23 protein-coding genes and 1 pseudogene are annotated in these 20,243 nt (G+C 32.8%); 11 read left to right on the top strand and 13 right to left on the bottom strand.

Annotated features, from left to right (window positions below; translation table 11 throughout):
* The first annotated feature begins 4 nt into the window (after window positions 1–4).
* Both ACMT7R_RS00665 and ACMT7R_RS00660 read left to right on the top strand, forming a co-directional pair.
* A complete protein-coding gene (locus ACMT7R_RS00665) occupies window positions 5–424 on the top strand; it encodes a hypothetical protein (RefSeq protein ID WP_415309513.1) in 420 nt (139 codons plus the stop codon).
* 733 nt (window positions 425–1,157) lie between these two features.
* The gene (locus ACMT7R_RS00660; RefSeq protein WP_415309512.1) at window positions 1,158–1,640 is read left to right on the top strand and encodes a DoxX family protein; all 483 of its coding nucleotides are present in this window, start codon (window positions 1,158–1,160) and stop codon (window positions 1,638–1,640) included.
* Between the two features lie 291 nt (window positions 1,641–1,931).
* On the opposite strand, the gene ACMT7R_RS00655 is transcribed toward ACMT7R_RS00660, so the two are convergent.
* On the bottom strand, window positions 1,932–2,537 hold the full coding sequence (locus ACMT7R_RS00655) for a hypothetical protein (protein ID WP_415309511.1): 606 nt from the start codon (window positions 2,535–2,537) through the stop codon (window positions 1,932–1,934).
* 292 nt (window positions 2,538–2,829) lie between these two features.
* Here ACMT7R_RS00655 and ACMT7R_RS00650 point away from each other — a divergent pair, with 292 nt between their 5' ends.
* Entirely contained in the window at window positions 2,830–3,414 is a 585-nt protein-coding gene (locus tag ACMT7R_RS00650; protein ID WP_415309510.1) for a hypothetical protein, read from the top strand.
* 411 nt (window positions 3,415–3,825) lie between these two features.
* Here the strand turns inward: ACMT7R_RS00650 and ACMT7R_RS00645 are convergent, their stop codons facing one another.
* On the bottom strand, window positions 3,826–4,059 hold the full coding sequence (locus ACMT7R_RS00645) for a hypothetical protein (RefSeq protein ID WP_415309509.1): 234 nt from the start codon (window positions 4,057–4,059) through the stop codon (window positions 3,826–3,828).
* 1,366 nt (window positions 4,060–5,425) lie between these two features.
* Between ACMT7R_RS00645 and ACMT7R_RS00640 the strand changes: the two genes are divergently transcribed.
* Complete coding sequence (locus tag ACMT7R_RS00640) at window positions 5,426–6,184, top strand: hypothetical protein (RefSeq protein WP_415309508.1); 759 nt, start codon at window positions 5,426–5,428, stop codon at window positions 6,182–6,184.
* Window positions 6,185–6,887: 703 nt separating this feature from the next.
* Here ACMT7R_RS00640 and ACMT7R_RS00635 read toward each other — a convergent pair.
* Together ACMT7R_RS00635 and ACMT7R_RS00630 are read right to left on the bottom strand one after the other, a co-directional pair.
* On the bottom strand, window positions 6,888–7,523 hold the full coding sequence (locus ACMT7R_RS00635; RefSeq protein WP_415309507.1) for an MEDS domain-containing protein: 636 nt from the start codon (window positions 7,521–7,523) through the stop codon (window positions 6,888–6,890).
* A 2-nt stretch (window positions 7,524–7,525) separates the two neighbouring features.
* Window positions 7,526–7,825: a winged helix-turn-helix domain-containing protein gene (locus ACMT7R_RS00630; protein WP_415309506.1), complete on the bottom strand. Its 300-nt coding sequence runs from the start codon at window positions 7,823–7,825 to the stop codon at window positions 7,526–7,528.
* Between the two features lie 167 nt (window positions 7,826–7,992).
* Here ACMT7R_RS00630 and ACMT7R_RS00625 point away from each other — a divergent pair, with 167 nt between their 5' ends.
* Complete coding sequence (locus ACMT7R_RS00625; RefSeq protein ID WP_415309505.1) at window positions 7,993–8,334, top strand: hypothetical protein; 342 nt, start codon at window positions 7,993–7,995, stop codon at window positions 8,332–8,334.
* A gap of 105 nt (window positions 8,335–8,439) precedes the next feature.
* On the opposite strand, the gene ACMT7R_RS00620 is transcribed toward ACMT7R_RS00625, so the two are convergent.
* Window positions 8,440–9,354 (bottom strand): transglutaminase domain-containing protein, encoded by a 915-nt coding sequence (locus ACMT7R_RS00620; protein WP_415309504.1) that lies wholly within the window; start codon window positions 9,352–9,354, stop codon window positions 8,440–8,442.
* A gap of 435 nt (window positions 9,355–9,789) precedes the next feature.
* Between ACMT7R_RS00620 and ACMT7R_RS00615 the strand changes: the two genes are divergently transcribed.
* From ACMT7R_RS00615 to ACMT7R_RS00595, 5 genes are all read left to right on the top strand, one after another.
* Window positions 9,790–10,869 (top strand): multicopper oxidase domain-containing protein, encoded by a 1,080-nt coding sequence (locus tag ACMT7R_RS00615; protein WP_415309503.1) that lies wholly within the window; start codon window positions 9,790–9,792, stop codon window positions 10,867–10,869.
* A 469-nt stretch (window positions 10,870–11,338) separates the two neighbouring features.
* Complete coding sequence (locus ACMT7R_RS00610; protein WP_415309502.1) at window positions 11,339–11,857, top strand: MarR family winged helix-turn-helix transcriptional regulator; 519 nt, start codon at window positions 11,339–11,341, stop codon at window positions 11,855–11,857.
* Between the two features lie 62 nt (window positions 11,858–11,919).
* On the top strand, window positions 11,920–12,279 hold the full coding sequence (locus tag ACMT7R_RS00605) for a hypothetical protein (RefSeq protein WP_415309501.1): 360 nt from the start codon (window positions 11,920–11,922) through the stop codon (window positions 12,277–12,279).
* 5 nt (window positions 12,280–12,284) lie between these two features.
* Entirely contained in the window at window positions 12,285–12,923 is a 639-nt protein-coding gene (locus ACMT7R_RS00600; protein ID WP_415309500.1) for an ester cyclase, read from the top strand.
* Window positions 12,923–13,387 (top strand): SgcJ/EcaC family oxidoreductase, encoded by a 465-nt coding sequence (locus ACMT7R_RS00595; RefSeq protein WP_415309499.1) that lies wholly within the window; start codon window positions 12,923–12,925, stop codon window positions 13,385–13,387. The genes ACMT7R_RS00600 and ACMT7R_RS00595 overlap by 1 nt, the downstream gene beginning before the upstream one ends.
* Window positions 13,388–14,097: 710 nt before the next feature.
* Here the strand turns inward: ACMT7R_RS00595 and ACMT7R_RS00590 are convergent.
* The 7 genes and pseudogenes from ACMT7R_RS00590 to ACMT7R_RS00560 all read right to left on the bottom strand — a co-directional run bounded on the left by ACMT7R_RS00590 (window position 14,098) and on the right by ACMT7R_RS00560 (window position 18,760).
* Complete coding sequence (locus ACMT7R_RS00590) at window positions 14,098–14,991, bottom strand: DUF72 domain-containing protein (RefSeq protein WP_415309498.1); 894 nt, start codon at window positions 14,989–14,991, stop codon at window positions 14,098–14,100.
* Window positions 14,992–15,061: 70 nt separating this feature from the next.
* Window positions 15,062–15,661: a dihydrofolate reductase family protein gene (locus tag ACMT7R_RS00585; RefSeq protein ID WP_415309497.1), complete on the bottom strand. Its 600-nt coding sequence runs from the start codon at window positions 15,659–15,661 to the stop codon at window positions 15,062–15,064.
* A 761-nt stretch (window positions 15,662–16,422) separates the two neighbouring features.
* Window positions 16,423–16,629 (bottom strand): annotated as a pseudogene (locus ACMT7R_RS00580) (GNAT family N-acetyltransferase); the annotation flags it as partial.
* A gap of 91 nt (window positions 16,630–16,720) precedes the next feature.
* Window positions 16,721–16,888 carry a hypothetical protein gene (locus ACMT7R_RS00575; protein WP_415309496.1) on the bottom strand — a complete coding sequence of 56 codons (168 nt, stop codon included), beginning with the start codon at window positions 16,886–16,888 and terminating at the stop codon, window positions 16,721–16,723.
* Between the two features lie 191 nt (window positions 16,889–17,079).
* Entirely contained in the window at window positions 17,080–17,232 is a 153-nt protein-coding gene (locus ACMT7R_RS00570; RefSeq protein ID WP_415309495.1) for a hypothetical protein, read from the bottom strand.
* 35 nt (window positions 17,233–17,267) lie between these two features.
* Window positions 17,268–17,708 carry a hypothetical protein gene (locus ACMT7R_RS00565; RefSeq protein WP_415309494.1) on the bottom strand — a complete coding sequence of 147 codons (441 nt, stop codon included), beginning with the start codon at window positions 17,706–17,708 and terminating at the stop codon, window positions 17,268–17,270.
* A gap of 845 nt (window positions 17,709–18,553) precedes the next feature.
* Entirely contained in the window at window positions 18,554–18,760 is a 207-nt protein-coding gene (locus ACMT7R_RS00560; RefSeq protein ID WP_415309493.1) for a hypothetical protein, read from the bottom strand.
* Window positions 18,761–19,240: 480 nt separating this feature from the next.
* Here ACMT7R_RS00560 and ACMT7R_RS00555 point away from each other — a divergent pair, with 480 nt between their 5' ends.
* Window positions 19,241–19,384 (top strand): hypothetical protein, encoded by a 144-nt coding sequence (locus tag ACMT7R_RS00555; RefSeq protein ID WP_415309492.1) that lies wholly within the window; start codon window positions 19,241–19,243, stop codon window positions 19,382–19,384.
* A gap of 67 nt (window positions 19,385–19,451) precedes the next feature.
* Here the strand turns inward: ACMT7R_RS00555 and ACMT7R_RS00550 are convergent, their stop codons facing one another.
* Window positions 19,452–20,243 carry a hypothetical protein gene (locus ACMT7R_RS00550; RefSeq protein WP_415309491.1) on the bottom strand — a complete coding sequence of 264 codons (792 nt, stop codon included), beginning with the start codon at window positions 20,241–20,243 and terminating at the stop codon, window positions 19,452–19,454.

Here is a 20,243-nt window from a genome sequence, read left to right as displayed (position 1 = left end):
TTATATGCCTAGCGAACATACAAGGAGACAGTTTGTAAATTGGTTTAGGAAAACATATCCTCAGGAGTTTTATTATTTTCACAAGCTAGAGTCAAACCTTGCAAAACTATATTCACATGATTATCTGGCTTTGAATGAAGATGAATTTGCTGAGATCTCACTAAATATTCGAAAACTTCAAGGCGACAAATATCATTTAGTCGCCAATCCTTATGCGGCCATTTTCCTTGGCTCACTCTGCAAAACAATTATGGAAGAATTCGCGAGTAATTTAGAGTCCATTATCTCAACAAAAGTCCAAGATGAATTTGAGAAAAAACTATCTACCAAATGTTCAAAATGTGAAAATATGAATTTATCAGGATCAGTATTTTGCAATCTTTGTGGAATACGTTTAGATCCTGCCAACAAAAAATGGAAATAGAAATAATAAGAACACCTGACAATATCATATATCTATATTTATACATACTTTACATACGTTTTAGATTGATCTGTTATATGGTATTTTTTTATTTTTTTATTTTAAGTAAAATAATATTAATTTAATAAAAATAAAGATTTCAATTTGTTCTTCGTCAGAAGCTTGATCCCTGGTTTATAGTCAAAATTTCTTTGAACCTAGTGGATAGTACTATATTGGATCTTTAAGATTTTGAAAACAAACAATTTAACACAGAGTTTAAGGCTTCATAGATCTCTTCATATGACTAATATATGGTATCATACATCAAGATCGACTTTAATATATCCTGGAGTATGCGATTTAGCTTTTAAAGAAGCAACGAAAATACATGTAAATCATTTTGCAAATGATTTGATCTTTGAGGAGTTGTTGAAAAGTTAAACAAATTTAGACAGTGTAATGTCAAATGAAACTAAAATATTTGACAAAATTGTTTGAAATAATTCGGATGCCGGATCCCGGAGAATCATATTCATATTATCATATTATTAAAAGATAGATTATCATCGAGTTCAGAAATGCGAGAGAATATGATTTAAGGTTGAATAGAATCTAGTCACCAAGAATACAAACAAAAAATACTATAAAATCATAGATTGTCCTCATAGTTATCCAAAATAAAAAAGCTATTCATAACTTAACTGAAATTGGGTTGTTAGATTTGATTGAAAAAATATAAAAATTGTTGATAATGAATAACTATAAAAAGTATAATTTATTCTTTGTAGTGATGTACTTACAAAAGGTTTCTACTTTCGCTCCATTGCCCATTAGGATTATGGCAGGTGTTGCCTTTATTTTCCACGGCTTACCAAAATTTGAAAATCTTCAAGGAACTCAAGGTTTCTTTGCTTCCGTGGGTATTCCAGCAGAACTAGCCATGATAATAGGTCTATTAGAGGTAATAGGTGGAACATTATTAATTGTTGGATTAGTTACAAGGATAACTTCAATTCTCTTTATTATAGAAATGATTTGTGCTGTTCTAATAGTCAAATTAGGTAATGGTCTTATGGGACAAGGAGGTTACGAGGTCGATTTATTATTGATGTCTATCTCAATTAGTCTGCTATTATCAGGACCTGGCAGAGTATCTATAGAAAGGGACATATTAAAACGTGAGATCTTTCCCAAGATATCATACAAGAAAAATGGCAGTGCCCAATCCTCATAAAACGAATTAGTAAGAATCCAAAATTTCTCTTTTTCTGGTGGCGTGGTATAGCATAGATAATTCCAAAGAAAAAATTATCAGAAATGGCATATTCATGCGCAGCAGGGAGACGGTTCAAAATTGAATCTAACTACATCTACAAGATGGTCGGGAGTGTGTGAGTTATACCGGCATATAATTCAGATTCGTTGTTAGCAATTTTGCAGAAATAGTCACCTTATAGAAATAATTAATTATATCTAGATAATCAAACAAACTTAAAATACAGATAAAAAAAATATTGGTTTTGAACTAGTCTTGTGCTATTGCGTTACTTCCAGAATTTTCTTGGTTTTGGAAGCTAAAGTTGTTACCAGAACCTTCTGTATCTCCGCCGGATACTACTTGGCTATTTTGTTCACTTGATTGTGATTGAGCTATTCCTTGTGATGCTGAGTTTCCACCATCTCCATTACCATCCTGAGCTAAAGCATTGCTTCCAGAATTTTCTTGGTTTTGGAAGCTAAAGTTGTTACCAGAACCTTCTGTATCTCCGCCGGATACTACTTGGCTATTTTGTTCACTTGATTGTGATTGAGCTATTCCTTGTGATGCTGAGTTTCCACCATCATCATATTTATCATTGTAGTCATATTCGTCATCATCATCGTCATCGATTGTTTTAGATCCAAAATCACCATCATAATCCTCACCATAATGAAGTCTTAGATCTTTATCACATGCTTTTTCGTGATCTTCATAGTAATCTTCATCATCTTTGCATTGTTCACTATCCACACCATTGGTTGCAAAAGCGCTTTGAAAATTCGATCCTGCGGCGGATCCAAGCGTCATTAATACGGCAAATACTGCTACAACTAATACTGCAGTTAATTTTGTGTTATTTTCCTTTAACATTTTATTGCTGAATTTTTATGCAAGAATATTTGATATAACACTTTTTTAAGATATTTATTAAATTTAGTTCTAAAAGATAATTTTAGAATAATTTTCTACTAGGTTTATATAAAAAGCAGTAAAGAAGTGACTTAACCATAACATAAATATAAATATAAAATTTGAGATATTGTTAGGGTTTAATGCATGACTAATCTCTCCCTTTATCTTAAATTTATGCAAAGTATTAAATAAAATTTTTGCATAGATTACATGAATTTGAATTGGGGTAAAATTATATCTTGATCCCAAATTGGGAGTAGTATTCCACTATCCGGCTGAATGGAAGAGATTAGAAAACTACAAGATGCTATTTGATGTTGATGCCGTCTTGTTATTCAAAGAATGTACTAATTTTGGAATCGTAAGAGTTTCAGTAGATGAGCTAAAAAACCAAGTTAACGACATGTTACTATGTGGATGGATTCATCCTCCTCATCCTTCTTTTAGAAACAGCAAAAACCCACATCGGTATCAGTACTATCGTCCTCCCAGCTATCACCCACTTGCTATGGCCCTAAGATCATCTATTCAAATTGATGAAATAATCCTAGAAGATGTAATCATAAATAAACATCCAATAATAATAAATAAGAATAATAACGATAAAACTCAAAACATTAATTCGGCTAGCATTCTTCTCAGCATTAGAGATGACAAATCAGGATTGAATCTATTTCATGAAAGGTCAATAGTAATGTATGAAAATAATAAAAGTCATGATAAAAATGAGGATAGATGTTTCATGATTGCGTTTGTAGATTTACCTGATAATTTTGAATCTGGAAAAAGCCAGTCTCAATTAAAGCTTATATTTGATTCATTTAGGTTCATTTAGGGTACAATAAGAGGATATTTTAACCTCTATTGATAGGTATAGTTTTAGTAGTCATTATTAATTTTTGGTCATTCAGGTTAGGTGCATACATGTGAGCAATTGTTATTGAATTTAAAAGTCTTTAATACATATTGCAATTCATTATCATTGTCGTAATATGGTCTCAAATAATAGAATAGTAGAGATAATAAACAGTGATGCTAATGATTACCGGAGTGTAATCCTCAGTCTTGGTAAATAACCTCTAAAAATGATTCCTAGGATAACATATGTCAAAAAGAAAAAACAAATCAGCCGAGTTTGTTGTGGAGAATCCTCCTGTATAATTATTTCGCCAAATTTAATCTACTAACTCATTTTTTATGTAGAGGGAGACTTTTAAGATGTGTTTAGGACACCCCGTTATTTTCACTACTCTTTTGTGTAAAAGTCTATTTTATCTTCCAAGATTTTATACTCATTCTTATTATTATCATTAAGCGGCCTAGAATCTTGTCTATTGTGCTTACGAACCCCTATCACAGGTCCATTGCAATAATCACATATATCTAATATTACATCATAGTAAATCTCCTTCTGTTTATCAAGGGTAACTATCTTTAAAGGCACAACTACGATTGGAGTATTACATATACGACACTTCATACTTACTGAATAGTTATCGCAACTAATAAACCACTATGAATTTAAAATATTTTGGTTTATGATGTTTCTATTTTTTCGCCTTTCAAATGATAGTAAACAATAGCTCATAAATCAAATTAGAGTCTCAACGTATAATCAATCTTTTAGCAAAACAAGTTGAATCTGATAATACATTAGAAGGTAAAAAGCAATAGTGACACTATTGTTCAAAATACTAGGATACAGAACCGAATCTATTACAGGACTATCAGCAACAACTTTTCTTATTTGAGATTCATTGTCCATAGATAATAGAATCCAATACTATAATATACTGAATCTCATGTGTTAGGATAAAGATTTTGAATGCCAGCAACGTTTAAAGTTCTTAACATAGATTCAAACTATCATAACTGTTTCATTGTATTAAACCTCTACAAAAGATACAACATTAATAGTCAAGTTGAAATTACAGCTTAAATTATTACTAGAGAAAGAGAAAAATATGATATTGTCAACTTAGTGAATTGATAAATCGGTGGTTCTAGTCCAAGGATCTTGTCACGGTGGGTAGTGTTTGAATAAGATAGTTTCTTTTCCAAGGAAATACAATCATAAGATTTATGCTCCTATGTTAGATGGATTAGGCTTAACAAGTCATCTACTAGGTGAAAGGATTGATTTGTCTACACATATCGAGATATAGTTCAAGTGTTTGAAATTCAAAATCTTTACGACAGGTATCTTGTGAACGATAGTTATGATGTGATGGGTATCAGCGGTGTAGGTTAGAAAATACCGGATAGGAAAAAGTTCATGGTTTTTCATGATACATATATTCTGCTTGATGGCAAAAATGCTTTTGATTTAATACCTGGATTAAGAGATATTTATTAACCAAAACGTCTAAAAAACCAGAAAGAATGGTTTGTGGCTTCCTATATTCCAAAGAAATTTTGAGTTACCAACCCCGAAGATACAATATGATGAATGTTAGTTTATGCGCAATCCCATTTCATACTCATGATGAACCTCTGACTATCCAGTAAATTAAAGCAAAACAGCTACCTAAAATTATATTGTATGTACCGATTTTGGAGATTCCATGAAGTATTTTAGGATCAAAAGGAGCAAACAATAGGAGTTATTTTGAACTTAGAATGGGCCACAATTAAATGATTACTACACCAGAAGAGTTTTCCAAGTTATTTTTTAGGATAATAATATATGACTAGCATAATAGATTGATAAATCAATAAACTTGCAGATGTATCAAGTCGCCTAAAAAATGCAAATCGGTTAAATGCTTTCTAAATGTCTTTATTAACTTGTCTGACATTTTCATATCCCAATATAGTTAACTAAGAGACGAACAAGATAAACCAAAGTGGAGAAAACACAAATAATAAGAAACTTGGAAGCATTATTTCAGGTTTGTTATTCAAAAGAACAAAATTTCTTACGTACAGGAGGAGGTAAACAAAACGATGCAAGAGTAACTTTTCATAAACACTTGATAAGCACTCTAAACTCTACTATCCATTTAATGATATTTTCAGATACCACATTATCAACAGAAGATTGGTGGGCAAAAAAACTACCTAAATATAAGATAAATAAACGGATCTTCTCAACTAGTACACTAGAGTCTCGTCAAATAGAAAAAAGATATATTGATCGGTATTTGCAATTTTCTTTTTTTAATTCCGTTTTTCAAACCTTCGAGTCTTCGTTTAGAATAATTTGTGAAAAGTGTTTTGGAGATGAAAATTATATCAGTAAGGAAAATGGAGAGAAGAATAAACGAGACATAAAGGATTTATGTGAAGTGATTCTAAAGAAATTAGATTTATTGGATAAAGACAGAGAAAATTTTTTAGAAATAGTTATCCATTTCAAAAATTCCCTCCACAATAATGGAGTCTATATTAGTGAAAATCAAAAGTCTACTCCTACGACATACAGATGGAAACATAATTCATACTTATTTAGTCACAGCAAACAGATTAAATTAGAAAGCAACAGCGATCTTTGGACAGAATATATCAAATTTACACGTGAACTAATTAGTATTTTTACAGAAGTAATAGATCATCCTACTGTCAAGAAGTACAGGTTTATTGAAGATATCACAGAAATAGCATAATATACAATATAATTTCATGTTATGGACAAGTATATCTGTGCCTCACAATAACGATTCTCCTTTTGGGCATCAAATGCCTTGGGGTAATGAATTCTACTTCATTTATGTAATATGACGATCCACTGAGAATCACAATTGACATTTTTAGGTCCGATGTAATCCAGCTATAAACATTCTTAAATTTAATGAATTCATCGAGACGAACCCCCCCCCCTTACAATCAGAATTACTTAGTAGCTATCGCATGATTCACGGTCAATATATTCTGGTAACATAAAAACAAGTTTTATACCGATATCCTATCGGATTTTTCTGCCCCCCAGATAAACGAATTATGGTAGCAAGAGCCTATTCTAATACTTTATTCCTCGTATAATTTTGCAAAAATAGAGATTTAGAACTTTACTTGATTTTTATATATGCTCATTCAAGTAACGACAATACAGACCCATGTTAGATAAATTAGTAAAAGCCGATCAGTTCACAAAGAGTATGAATAAATTAACTTTTTATTGCTGGGAGTTGGCTTGATATTTGAAATTGTTCGAAATGAACAATCATCTGCACACTTCTTTCATGCAAGGCATGCATAATTGTGGGATTTGATACGAGTTTAATTTGACCTAAAATAGAAAAAACTTAATCTTATCCCATATAAAATCCAACAAGGGTTTCTACCATGGTGTTTTAGTTTTTGAATTCTTCATACTTCTTGATCCTCAAGTAAGTTGGTATCAAATGCTACTGCTTTATTAGGTTCGGATGCATAGATAACGCAATGATGAGCTTTTAAAAGATTTTGTATCCATTTTGGTCTCATCGATTTTTCTATTTTAGAGATATCATAAAAACATAATTGTGAATTATCAAAACTATCAAAGTTTTTATGCCCAACTTCTTCCAAAACAATTCCTAGTTTCATTCCTTCCATTGTTTCTGTATTCGTTATCGTTCTTCCTGCAAATCTAAATGGGGGCTTCATTCCTACAGTAGCATCTTTTCTTATATGTCTAAGCGTGTTCAAAGTTTCATGTTTGTTCTCATCTGATCTTTCGATGGTATAGATACGCAACAAGTTATTATTTTTATAAAATCTTACATCGATACCTTCCTTATTTAGTCTCTTTTCAATTTCATCTGGATTATCTGAGGTAAAGAAAATACATGATTCACCATTGGTGAGACCATTTAAAAAATACCTAGCTATTATTCGAAAGGCATATTTTTGATCATCATATAAAAGCACTATATGTCTATTTTTTTCTAACTGGTCAACAAATGTAAGTGGGCGATAATTCTTTTCACGATTCTCATCAGCAACTTCATCTTTTCTATTCATTGTTAATTTCTCAACCCCACTACTGTCGATGAATCAAAGTATCTTATACCCATTTCTATCAAAAAGGAAGCAATCCGGTCAAAATCTCTTATAAAGTCTCTTCCTTTTGGAGTTATTTGAAGTGGATCCTTTATTATCATCTTATTGGTTTCTAATTCATCAAGATACTTGACAAGTTTATCATATGCAAGATTGCTCCTAAGCTGCACGCGAGTAGGTTTTACTTTACCATTTCCACTACAGCTCTCGCTGTCAGCTAGCTCATCTAAAATACCTTTGAGTATATCATGATACAATTCCATTTTATTTCGCTTTGGCTTTGGCAGAGTAATTAACAACTTTTTTTCTTATTAATAAACCTCCCCTTGGGGAGTTATCCTTTTTATTCATCCTATCTAGTGTAATTTTGAAATATAATATGAATAATCAACAACACATTAACAAAAACCACTATAGTTTTTCTGAATTTATGATCGCACGATCTCCAAAAAGTAACTACGCAGCATTAACAGAACTTGAAAAAAAGTCATCTGAAATGTTTGAAAAAGAGGAGATACAATACGAGTTATTTCGACTTGCAGTAAATACTAGTTGGGAAGGATTTGAAAACATTTCAAAATTAGTTTCAGCCAGCTCAGATGATGAAGACGTATGGGTAACAATCATGTCATATAAGGACAAGAAACATAGAGATGAATTTGTAGTAAAAATGTCCAACGATAAAGAATGTCAACAAGGTTATGAAGAATGGGCAAAGCTTCTTTCCCCTGACTCAAAAGTAATAACAGGAGAATTTGACAGACAATTGTAAGGAAATTTATATTTTTTCAACTTATCAATTTTTATTTCCCTTTTTTTGCCGGTGCTATTTTGTCAATCTAATCATACGGATAAGCCTGCAATAAAAAAACTAGGGCTAAATTTTTTGATAAAACTTTTGGAATTTATCTAATTGGGTTTGTTTTAGTTCAGATCGACGATTTAGGACTTGATTCCATTTCATGGTATAAGAAGCTGTAACATCTTCCAAATTTGATTTAGAAAATGCAAGTACAAATATGTATTTCTTGTTCCAATTTTTTTCATAGTAAGAACAATGATCAAAGGAGATTGGATAAGTCAAAGTTGAGTCTATATGAATCCACCGTCCACCAATAAAAGACTCATTCCAGCAGTGATCCAAAAAATCATGTACAATTCTTGTTTTAATTGAAACAGAGTTTAGTATTGCTCCAAAGAGAAATGTCCATTCACTACATCTACCTATTCTATTATCAGCAATTTCTTTGATTTTACCATATCTAGGAAATGAAAATACAGCACTGCAAAAAGAACAATAATAATTTTCAATACCCCTTATCTCCCACGTATCACCAGGAATATATTCCAAAGCTAATTGTCGACCGCAGTTATCACAAGAGGGATTTTTGTCTACCCATCTCATAAAATCCTTTTTAAACCAAATTAATAACTCCTTTAAAGAGTCTAAAAAAGAAATGGGTAAAGATATAGTAGAAGAAGAATAAGAAAGATCTTCTTTAGTATTATAAGTATCATCATCCCCTCTATCATCAGCCAAATCATTGCAGATACTATGATTAGTGCTACTATTACTATTGTTGTATTTATCGAGGTTTGCGCCTTTAGATGTGTTTGTTTTTTTGAGTTCTATTTTTATATCTTTTTTTATTTTTTCTGGGACAAGCAGGTTAACATATTGAAGAATATCAGGATCATCGTATTGGCTTGTAACCTGTTTGTACAGAATGAAATGCTGTTTAGTAAAGGGATAACTAAAACTATTAGTGGATAAATTAAACAGATCAAACAATATATTTTGTATAAAGCAAACCAAGTAAAAAAAATTGATCTTTAATTAATGAATCAGTGAAAGATGAGATATCTTATTGTTCCATTCCAATTATGTTAACATTAAGTAAAAAATTTTGTGAAGTAAATTTAACAAGAATTAGTCCATTGGATAAGACAGATTTTTGTCCGCAAGTGTCATTCTTGGCACAAGATTCAAGCTTGAATAGAATCCATGATCAGGGAAGTTTCAAAATTGTAGATTTTCTTGACTACCCTTATCTATGATTATTGTCTATCATTTTGTCAACAATAAATAATCACTGGAAGCAACACTTGCAAGAATTCAAAGGATTAGGATCTGTGGGAATAAATCGTACGAATACATCCAAACACATTTGAATACATCAACACGCAAACAATACGTCTTTGTTATTAACTTCTGGTTTCAATTATCATGATGGGCAATATGCTTTCAACGATATCAATTCAAAGATCAAAAGCAATAATGCTAATAGCAGTGATTAGTTTTTCTTTCATTGCTTCCTCACATTATTTGGAAAATCATGAATCAGTGCTAGCCACAAAAGCAGCGACAACAGCAACAGCAACATCTAGTACCGCTAACCAAACAGCTACAACAGCAACAGCAGCAAATGAAACAAACTCAAATACTAAAGAATTCACATTGGTTGCCGAAGAGGCTACACTGGATATATCTCCAAGTAAGAAAATCAAAGCTTGGACATACAATGGAAGTATCCCAGGACCAACACTTAGGGTAACTGAGGGTGATAAAGTAATAGTCCACTTTATAAACAAGCTAGATTTACCTCATACAGTTCATTTTCATGGTGGCCATAACGGTACTATGGACGGAGTATTTGAGATTGTCCCACCAAATAAGACATTTACTTATGAGTTCACAGCAGCACCTTCTGGAGCTCTTATGTACCATTGTCATGTGATGCCAGTTGTTGAACATGTTAGGATGGGATTATATGGAGCATTCATAGTTGACCCCAAGGCACCTTTACCGCCTGCCAAGGAGTTTGTTATAGTATTTGGAGATTATGATACCAAAGATATACACACGTCAGATCCTGAGAGTGCTTTCTACAATGGCTATGAAAACATTTACTATGATAACCCCTTGCCAGTCTACACAAATGAAACAGCCAGGGTATACATGATTAACCTATCCCAACTGCCCGCATATGGATATCATATTCATGGAACTCTCTTTAAAACCTGGATTTCAGGCATCTGGATGAATGAACCGGTACATACTCAAACGTGGGCAACATCTTCAGGAGATGCAGCAATATTTGAAATGAAATGGCCTTGGGAAGGAAAATATGTATTTCACCAGCATGGTATTCCAGAGGACAGAGGCGCAATGGGATTCTTCAATGTGACTCATCCTGTGGCTGGTCTAGTGGATGGAAAAGACATTGCTATTTCAAAACCGGTGAATATGATTAGCTGGCAAGAGAATCTTACAAAGGTGTTGCAAAATGCTACATCAGGAAAGTGATGAGAACCAAAAATTGATCACTCATAGTGCAATCAAACAATGATTGAGGAGAATCGTCGTGAGGCAATCTAAAAAAGAGATGATACCACATTTTACAAAATATAGGACCGAATCCTCAATTATTTTAGATTTAGATCTCGTCAAGACTGTTGAGAGAAATTTAATTTTTTCTCTTTTTTTGTACTGCAGTGCTTTTTCACACAATATAGCATATTTATTTTAAGTGTGTGAAGACATAGTTCAAGATCGAATAGAGCCAATCATGGAACTAAACAAAATATGAAGGATATTTATTAATAAAAAAACAGGTAGACACACCTAATTTGCTACTAGACATTGGACGAAAATGTTGCGCTATCTGCAGCATTTTAATATCAAAAAATCTGACGAGCGATTTCTTTATTTAGAATCTAAATGATTAATAAACTAAAAGATAATATAAGATCTATCATATCATTAGATGAAAAGCATGGTAAAGGTATCTAGCAAACGCAAAGAAAGAATCCAATTACTCAACTATCTTGCTAGAGATATAAGCACAAAAACAATATTCTTTCATCAATGGATAGCAAACTATCTTGGACTAAGCGAGATCGACCATAAATGTCTTGATGTAATACTGAGATCAGAAAAACCTCTGACAGGAAACCAATTAGCGGGCGAAACTAGTCTTACCGCCGGTGCTATAACTGGCGTAGTAGATAGATTAGAGAAAGCAGGATATGTGTATCGGCAAAGAGATCAACAAGACAGACGTCTCGTATACATTGTTCCTTTTAGAGAAAAGGCGATGATGAACATAGGTCCCTTATTTGAAATAATGCAACAGAGTATGGATAAAATACTTTCAGAATATGATGACAAAAAATTAGAAGTAATATCTGATTATCTTTCTAAAGCCCTCAAGGCCGTGGAAGGCGCCACAATCCACGTACGGTCGATGGCAGAGTCAAAAAGAAAACAACGCAGTAACAACATTAACTTTTAAGTTCACAATCTAAATCATTTAGTAACTAAAACATTTATATAATTAACTAACTAAGAAAGTATATGGAAAAACAGCTTTTCGAAAGCAAGAAAATACAACTTGTTCTCAAAAGAAATAGACAGCAGGAGTTACATCTACATCTACCAGAAACAAAGAAGAAAAGCTCAAGCAATAATTTTTTTGACATATTTTTGGCGAATATCGGCGAGATCCACAACTGGTTTGATAAACTCAAGATTTCAGAACGGGAGTCAATTATAAGCACCCTAGATTTTACGAAATTATTCAAAGGAAAAAATCACGATCAAGAATTAAGGGTGGTTTTAGAGCAGAACGAAAATACATTTGTAAACAAGGATGTAGAATCGTTCAGCGATAACGTATACGGCCGCCAAAATCCATTAAACAACACGGAAAAATGATCCCTTTGACAATAACCAACTCGAGTAATAATAAAATATACAATAAGACAAATGCATACGAGGCAGCAGTACAACCGTCCAACAATGTACAGAAAGTTAGACAACTAATCGAGATACTCAATACGGGAAATTTGGAAAATGTACAGTATTTAATACATGAGAAATATTTCAATCATGAATCTCATATTGATGCGTCTTCCATTGAAGGTCTACCAGAAAGTGTATTACAACAGATTAAAATCCGAAACCAGCTTAGTGGTCCCGCAGAGTTTACTGACACGGTAAAATCATTACGAAATGCATTTGCCGATCTTAATTATGAAGAAAAAGAAATTTACTCAGATAATAACACGGTAATTGGGTATTATGTCGTTAGTGGAACCCATACGGGAACCTTTTTTGCATTTCCTCCAACTGGTCGCAAATTTAGGTACAACGCCATTCATACTCACAGGTTTGAGAACGGCAAGGTTATAGAACACAAGGCCTTGCGCGATGACTTGATGTTAATGCTGCAACTTGGACTTGTAACTCCTTTAGCACAATATGAATCACTTTTTAGACTTTGGAAGGGAGGCGGTGATGATGGGGATGATGAAGGGGACGGAAGTAATGATGGTGAAGGAGCACGTTTACAAAAATAATGTCTAATGAAGACATGATTGCGTTGCAAGCTCTATATAGAAAAAAAATAGAAGGGTGGAATGAGGCCGACGGGCAAAAATTTGCAGAACCATATTCGGAAGATGCAGATTTTATAGGATTTGATGGAACACACTTGTCTGGTCGTTGTGAAATTGCCGAATTTCATCAAATGCTCTTTGATAAATTTCTTAAAGGAAGTCTATTGATAGGTAAAATTAAGAGTATAAAATTTCCGATTCCAAATGTAGCCATCATAGTTGCCATAAGTGGAACAATTGAAGCCAATCAAACAGGCATAAATCCCGAGAGAAATTCCATACATACGATCGTTGCGATAAATCATAAAGATAGCAAACAATGGTATTTTACTGCTTTTCAAAATACTAGAGCGACGTATATGGGACGGCCTGAAAAAACGGCACAATTGACCCAAGAGATCGAACAATTAAGAAAATCAGGCTGAAAGACAATTCAGATAACTAATGAGAAAATTCAACTCTGGTAAGAACAATCGATACTTGTGATACTGGAATGCCTGTGATGAAAATAGTAATCAATGTAACGACCTTAATCTATTGATATTCTCATGTATGGTCAATGGATATCGAGATGTACTTTTGTAACACTTAATAGTGTCAAAATGTATATATAGTATGTGGAAAACAAGAAAGATTCTTCAAGTTCTATGATGTCTATATCTTCACTCTATAAGGCCATCGCAGCCAGGAAAGAAAACAAATAATTCTGTACAATAACTTAATTTTTCGTTCCAAATATTTTAATATATTTAGGTTGGATCCAAGGTCATCTGTAGGGACAAGCCTCGAAACATAATAGAATAGAATAGAATAGGATCTAGTGTCAAAATGATCAAGACATCGGGATAAAGTCAAAACCAGGAGAGTACAAAATTATTACGTACTATACACAACATCATCGAATATGAGCATGTAGGAACATCGCTTAAGCTTGAATAAAGTCTTTATTATGGTAATTTGGTACATAGTCGATTAGACAGCAATAAATATTGTGGATTTGCTATTGATTATTACTAAATACAAAATTTCAGCATTGATTTAATTACGGATGCAGTTGTCTTGGTACCCTTAGGAATGAGATGGCGGCACAGAGAAGAGAAGAAAAGAGTGTATAGGTGTGATTAACAAATAGCGGTCATAATAGATTATTTGACAAATACTTTTTGGCGTATTCTAACACCTTTTTTTCATTATCAGGTAGAGGTTTATGATTTATCATTTCTTTAAATTGTAAGGCGTTTACTAGTGCTTTACCACCATAATGATTATTAAAATATACGAAAATAGTATCGGTTTTTTGATTTATTCTTCCAATTTTTTCAACCCAAGGCTCTAGTTCCCTTTGAGAGTATAAATAATTATACCAATAGTGGCCTTGAGTTGTATTTCTACCGTGGAGTCGGACTACGCTAGTTGATCTAGAAGTTATATTATTTTCATTAGATAGAAACTCCAAGTGTTCTCTCTCAGGAGAATCAGTTAGAACAGAAGCAATGTCATAATGCTGTAGTAATTCTAGTACACCTTCCGTATTCCATGATGTATGTCTAAATTCGATTGCAAAATTATTATTACTCTGTACATTGGTATTATTCATTAATACATTAAGAAATTCTTCGAGTTTTTTAGATTCAGTTATTGTAAAACTTGGAGGTAATTGTATAATTATTGCTCCTAGTTTATTGGAATTTTTTAGGGGAGATATTTTGTCAAGAAATGTCATTAAATCGACCATTACATCTTTATTTATATCTAATCTTTTGTCGTGAGTTATTATTTCTGGAACTTTAACTGAAATCTTAAAGTCTGGAGGGGTTGTCCTTGCAATTCCCACAAACAAACCCTGAGTCATATGCTGATAGAATCTATTATAGAATGTAGCATCCATCTCAACTGTGTTAAAGAATTGTGAATAGTAGGTTAGTTTTCGTGTTTTATTATCAGGATAGAATACATTTCGCCATCCGCCTTTTTCAGATGAATCACCATAATTCCAACCCGAACAGCCTATGAATAATTTAGAAGACATTTGCTAGATCATATCATTAATAGAAAAAATGATAAAAAGATTTACGAAATTGTATAGAATAATTGTGTTTTCATTTTCTCTTTACTTGATAGTGAAGCAAAACTATTCCAGAGTCAAATGGTATCGATTCAATAAGAGACAGTTTACGAATCTCTTTTAGGTCCTTAAAAATGGTCTTTCCATTCCCAATTGCCACAGGATTTACAAACAAACAGTATTCATCGATCAAATTTTCTCTGATCAATGAAGAATCAAATGAGGCACCACCATAAACTATGATATCGCCTCCTTCTTGTTGGTTCTTTAACTTAGTAATTTCCTCTTTGAGATCACCTGTTGCTATTTTGGTGTTTGGCCACTCTGATTTGTTTAGTGTCTTTGTAAAGACAATTTTTGGTGTTTCCAGCATTTTTTTAGCAATAATATATTCAGGGTCTTGAGGATTATTTAGCACATTAGACCAATAGGAAATGAATTCACTAGTCATTTTTCTTCCCAGTAGAATGGTATCAACAGACTGATGTAACCTATTTACATATTCTTTGAGTTTTTCATCCCAATTCCAGACTAACCACTCCATTTCATTGTGGGGTCCAGCAATACAGCCATCTATCGACATTTGGACCTGTAGTTTTAACGTTCTTTTAGCATTTTGATTATCGCAGTTCATCTATTCTATCTCCTCCAGTCTTCTAATGATCCTGCTTGCTTATCTCATTCTTACTTAATTTCACCGACTCAAGAAAACGTTGTTGAAAGTTAGAATTAATCATGAGTAATGAGACATTTGGATCTTTATAAGTATACAAGGGATCGAAAGGGCTCTGTTAACTTAAGCGTTTGAATTAGGGTATTTGAATTGTCATTGGACCAAACTACTCACTTTCGACAAGTTTGTTTGGAGTTTATGCACGATTTGAGACATAATGTTCTGATATTATTCATCCTAATCCATATGAAATATTGGAAAACATTTGAAAAATTACGTTAAGTTAACAGGGCCATCGAAAGTATATTGTATGTATAAATTATTAGTATCCCAAATGTAAATACCCTGATATTACAAACCATATAGATTTGTTATATCAGTGGTTAGTGGATTTAAAAAATTCGACACTGTTTATTTCAAATATTTTCTCTAAGGCTAGATAAGTCCATGGAAATATGATTCAAGAGGAAATAGATTTAATAATACGTGATCAACTTAAAGACGTTTTGATTTAAGTTAATTATTATATCATTCCTATATCAAGTATTAAGTAGTTTGAGCTCGGGAAATTAGTGACGTTTTCGACCATGTTGGAGAGCTCATGAATGAAATCAAAATGAAAATTAGAAGTTTTCCTATTTTAAAGATTATATTTTTATTGCTTACTTGAACTGCTAAATGCAAGTTGCCTCCATAATTGATACTGTAGAAAAGAGTTGCAACTAGATTTTTTTTGTTAATAGATGGTGCGACCTGTCAATGAATCCGATCTTACTATAGAATTCATATGTATCAAGGTTTGCAGTAACTACCTCCAAATGAATCGCCTTGATCTTAAATGGTTTTGTATTCTGCAGGACTAATTCGATGGCTTTCTTACCAAGCCCTTTCCCTCTCATTGTTTCAACAATAAAGAACTCATCAATAAACGCATCTCGACTGTGAAATTCTAAAAATTATCCAAAAGTTAGTATGATATACCCGATATTTTTGTTTTTGGCATGATTCGCATCAATTAGATCAAAACCAAACCCTTCCTAGCAGGGACTTCTTAATCAAATCTTCCAGAGACTCCCTTACTAGACCAGCATCAAAATCATGTCCATCATATTTATAATAAGATTTTACAAGTTCCATGAGAGTGTCAAGATCTTGTGATCCGGGTTCAACTAAATATAAGCTTGACAAGTAATTTTTAGTTTATCTGATATACAAATATATTATATCTTAAACAGTTACTGGAAGTAATATCTTTGCTTAAAATTTTGTTCCATATTGAGAGATTATATACTTGGTGTTAAAAGCATACTAAAAGTAATAATAATATCTTTGTAAATCATAAACATACTGAAAAATCAAAAAAAGAAAGGGTTTTGGACTTAACTTTGGGCGGCTGCGTTGCTACCACTGTTTGTTTGGCTTTGAACGTTTACGTTGTTGCCAGAGCCGATTGTGTCTCCGCCAGATACTACCTGGCTGTTTTGGTTAGCAGGATTGTGATTGGCTGATGCTTTGTTCTGCAGAGTTGCCACCTTTTCCATTTCCACCTTGTTGTGCTAATGCGTTGTTACCAGCAGTTTTCTTGATTCTGGACGTTGATGTTGTTGCCAGAGCCGATTGTGTCTCCACCAGATACTACCTGGCTGTTTTGGTTAGAGGATTGTGATTGGCTGATGCTTTGTTCTGCAGAGTTGCCGCTTCCTTTTCCATTTCCACCTTGTTGTGCTAATGCGTTGTTACCAGTATTCTTTTGATTTTGGAAGCTAAGGTTATTACATGACACAAATGTTCCACTTCCAGATACACACAAGGCATTCTGTACTGATGATTGCGATTGCTCTATTGCTTGTTGAGCTACGTTACCATTTTTTTTCTTCTTGGTTGCAAATGCATCATCCATAGCCATTATCGGGCTGGTAATTAATGCCAAAGCGACCACTATTGCGATTGATGCGACAAAGAGTTTGTTTTTGTTTTTGTTGTGAATATTTTTTGCTTTATTATTCATATATCTGCTAAGATAGAAAAAATATATGGCATTTTCTAACTAGTTGCAATACTCTAATATTCTAGCAGTTTTAGAATTAAATTGCAAAGTAAGAAGACAACAGTACAAAATGCTATCGTGTTACTTCTCATTGATTAAGGAAAATGGGTGCTTGAGCTATACAGTAATCTAACATAATCATTTTAATAGAATATATAAAGAATGTGGAAAAGTATAAAGATTTTGGACTTGTTTAGATCATGTGTGCAAAGGCAAGTGTTCTGAGGAAAGATCCATCAATGCATCTACATTCATGAAACTAAACTCTAAATGCAGTGTTTGCCAAATAGCCTTTAACACAACCGAAATCAAATGTTATTGTTGTCATTCAAGACTAAGAAAAAGAAATTCATTGAGTAAAAGCGATTCATTAAAGACTATTCAAATCATGGCTTCCAAGAAAAGATACTAGTAAGAAAAAGTCAATAAATCAGGTTATGAATATCCCACTGCCAAGTGTAAGGGAGAATCAAATTCCAGTCAATTTCTGATTATCTCGCACATATGCCTGTATGTATTACCCGGGAGATGTCGTCAATACACACGACAGACTAATTAGATCCAGGCGAGTGCATGGAGGAGGTTTCAATTCCCGTTGTTATAATATCACTCCTAAACATAGTATCAACCATTTGGGTATATAGAAATAGAATTCAAGATCGAATAGAATCTAATAAATGAATATCATGACCGATGTGGACAGTAGGTTAGTGAATAACTTGATTAAACACAACAAAAAACATTGCTAGGTAGTATTAGCCTTTGCATATTTCAATTAGAAGAAACAAAAAAATATGTTTTAGAATTTAGTAATCTTTTACTTCTTCTTTAAATTTTTCTTTGTTGTATTCTGTACCCGTATCTTTATCTGGGTCCTTTATCTTGTTTGCCATGGCCTTCGCACCTGCTTTAATTTTGTCTCCTGCTTCGTCTAACGTGCTTTCTGTATCATTAGCGGCATCACTAACATCATCTTGAAGATCATCTTTTCTATTGAGTGGTTCTTCTGACATTGTAATTGTTAGTTTAACAATCTTTATATCCTGTATCCATAAATTTTCTAATTTATCAGAATATAATTGCTATTGATAATTGAATATGAAATTATCAATTTTTTTGAATTAACCCAGGTCCCTAATACATATTCCTTTGTCCTTTTTTTTGTACTGGCCAGTTTATGCACTTGTACCAGGTACTAATTATTGTTTTTATTATTAATACCCAATCTATTATTTTGGGAGAGTTCCTTGAGAGAAATTCACTTCTTATTTATACGGCAATACCAATAGAGTAAGGAGCATTTAGTTTAAGAGCGTGAGAATAGAATTTGAGGTTGAAGGGAATCTCATTTGCCAAATATTACTTAAAACAAATCGATGACTTTATTCTTTATTGTTTGTCTTGTTGCAAAGGCTCATGACGAAAATGTGGAATGACCTATAGGATCATAATATTTCTTAAATACCGTAGTAACTGAAAATGAAAACTGAAGCATGAACCTAAGTGAGGAGTTGGATATATCTAATATGATGACTGACTCGTGTTGTCCTCAAGATAAAGGATTTGGATTTTTTGATCTAATTAGGATTGCAGTTGTTGATGTTGTTGTTGTTCTTAACATTTTGGATTTGATATGACTATTGTTGATGCAATCATAATCATATTTACCACGGGGGGAAAATAAAAGTTTAGGCATTCTTTGCCTCAAGGTTTACGGTCACGGGGCATCATTCTAAATCTTTTGAGCAAATTCTCAGATCCTTTTTTTCTTACAAAAAATTGTTCTCTGTGTAATTTTAGCGGCCTATCCTCAGCTCTTGTTAATTCAATTTTTATCCGTGATGGAGTATTAATTTTGAATATCAATCCTTGTGAAGGATTGATATTAATCTTATTTGGAATGATTTCTTTGTTATTGCATTCTATATTAAATGGTGTAAGAATTTTCCTCATCTTTTCAAGTTCCGGATAGTTTACAACTAGTTCTGCCTTGGTGTTATTTACAGTATTTGTTATCAGGTATGTACCAGGTCTAATTATCATCGATGAAAAAATCACATCATTCTTTAATTCTTTGCTATCAAATGTTTTTGCTTGTGATCCGTTATCGGTTTGATAAAGTTCAATTGAATAACCTCCAGCACCTACAGAGACATAGAAAACAACATAACCTCCTTTTTTTATTGTATAGGAATCTGCAAGAGCACTCAAATCAATGTTTATCTGATTTGAAGTAACATCATTAGTCTCTTTATTAATATCAACATTTTGAAAAGAATCTCCGGAATTTATTTTAGCTAACGATGGAGATTTATTTAAAAGTCTATCCTCAACTATCTTTAGTTTAAATCTACCAACTATACTCGATCCTTTCATGACAATACCATGGTACTCTTTAAGATCTGTAAATCTACATACTATTGTTGAATGTGTAGTAAGAGATCCGCTATCGATATTGGTTTGGCTAAATAAAAATCGGTTTATCTTGAAGTTCAT

It is taken from the genome of Candidatus Nitrosocosmicus sp. FF01 (assembly GCF_047711275.1).
Lineage (GTDB): Archaea > Thermoproteota > Nitrososphaeria > Nitrososphaerales > Nitrososphaeraceae > Nitrosocosmicus.
Note: the sequence above shows the minus strand (reverse complement) of the source record. Positions and strands in the feature narration are given on the sequence as shown.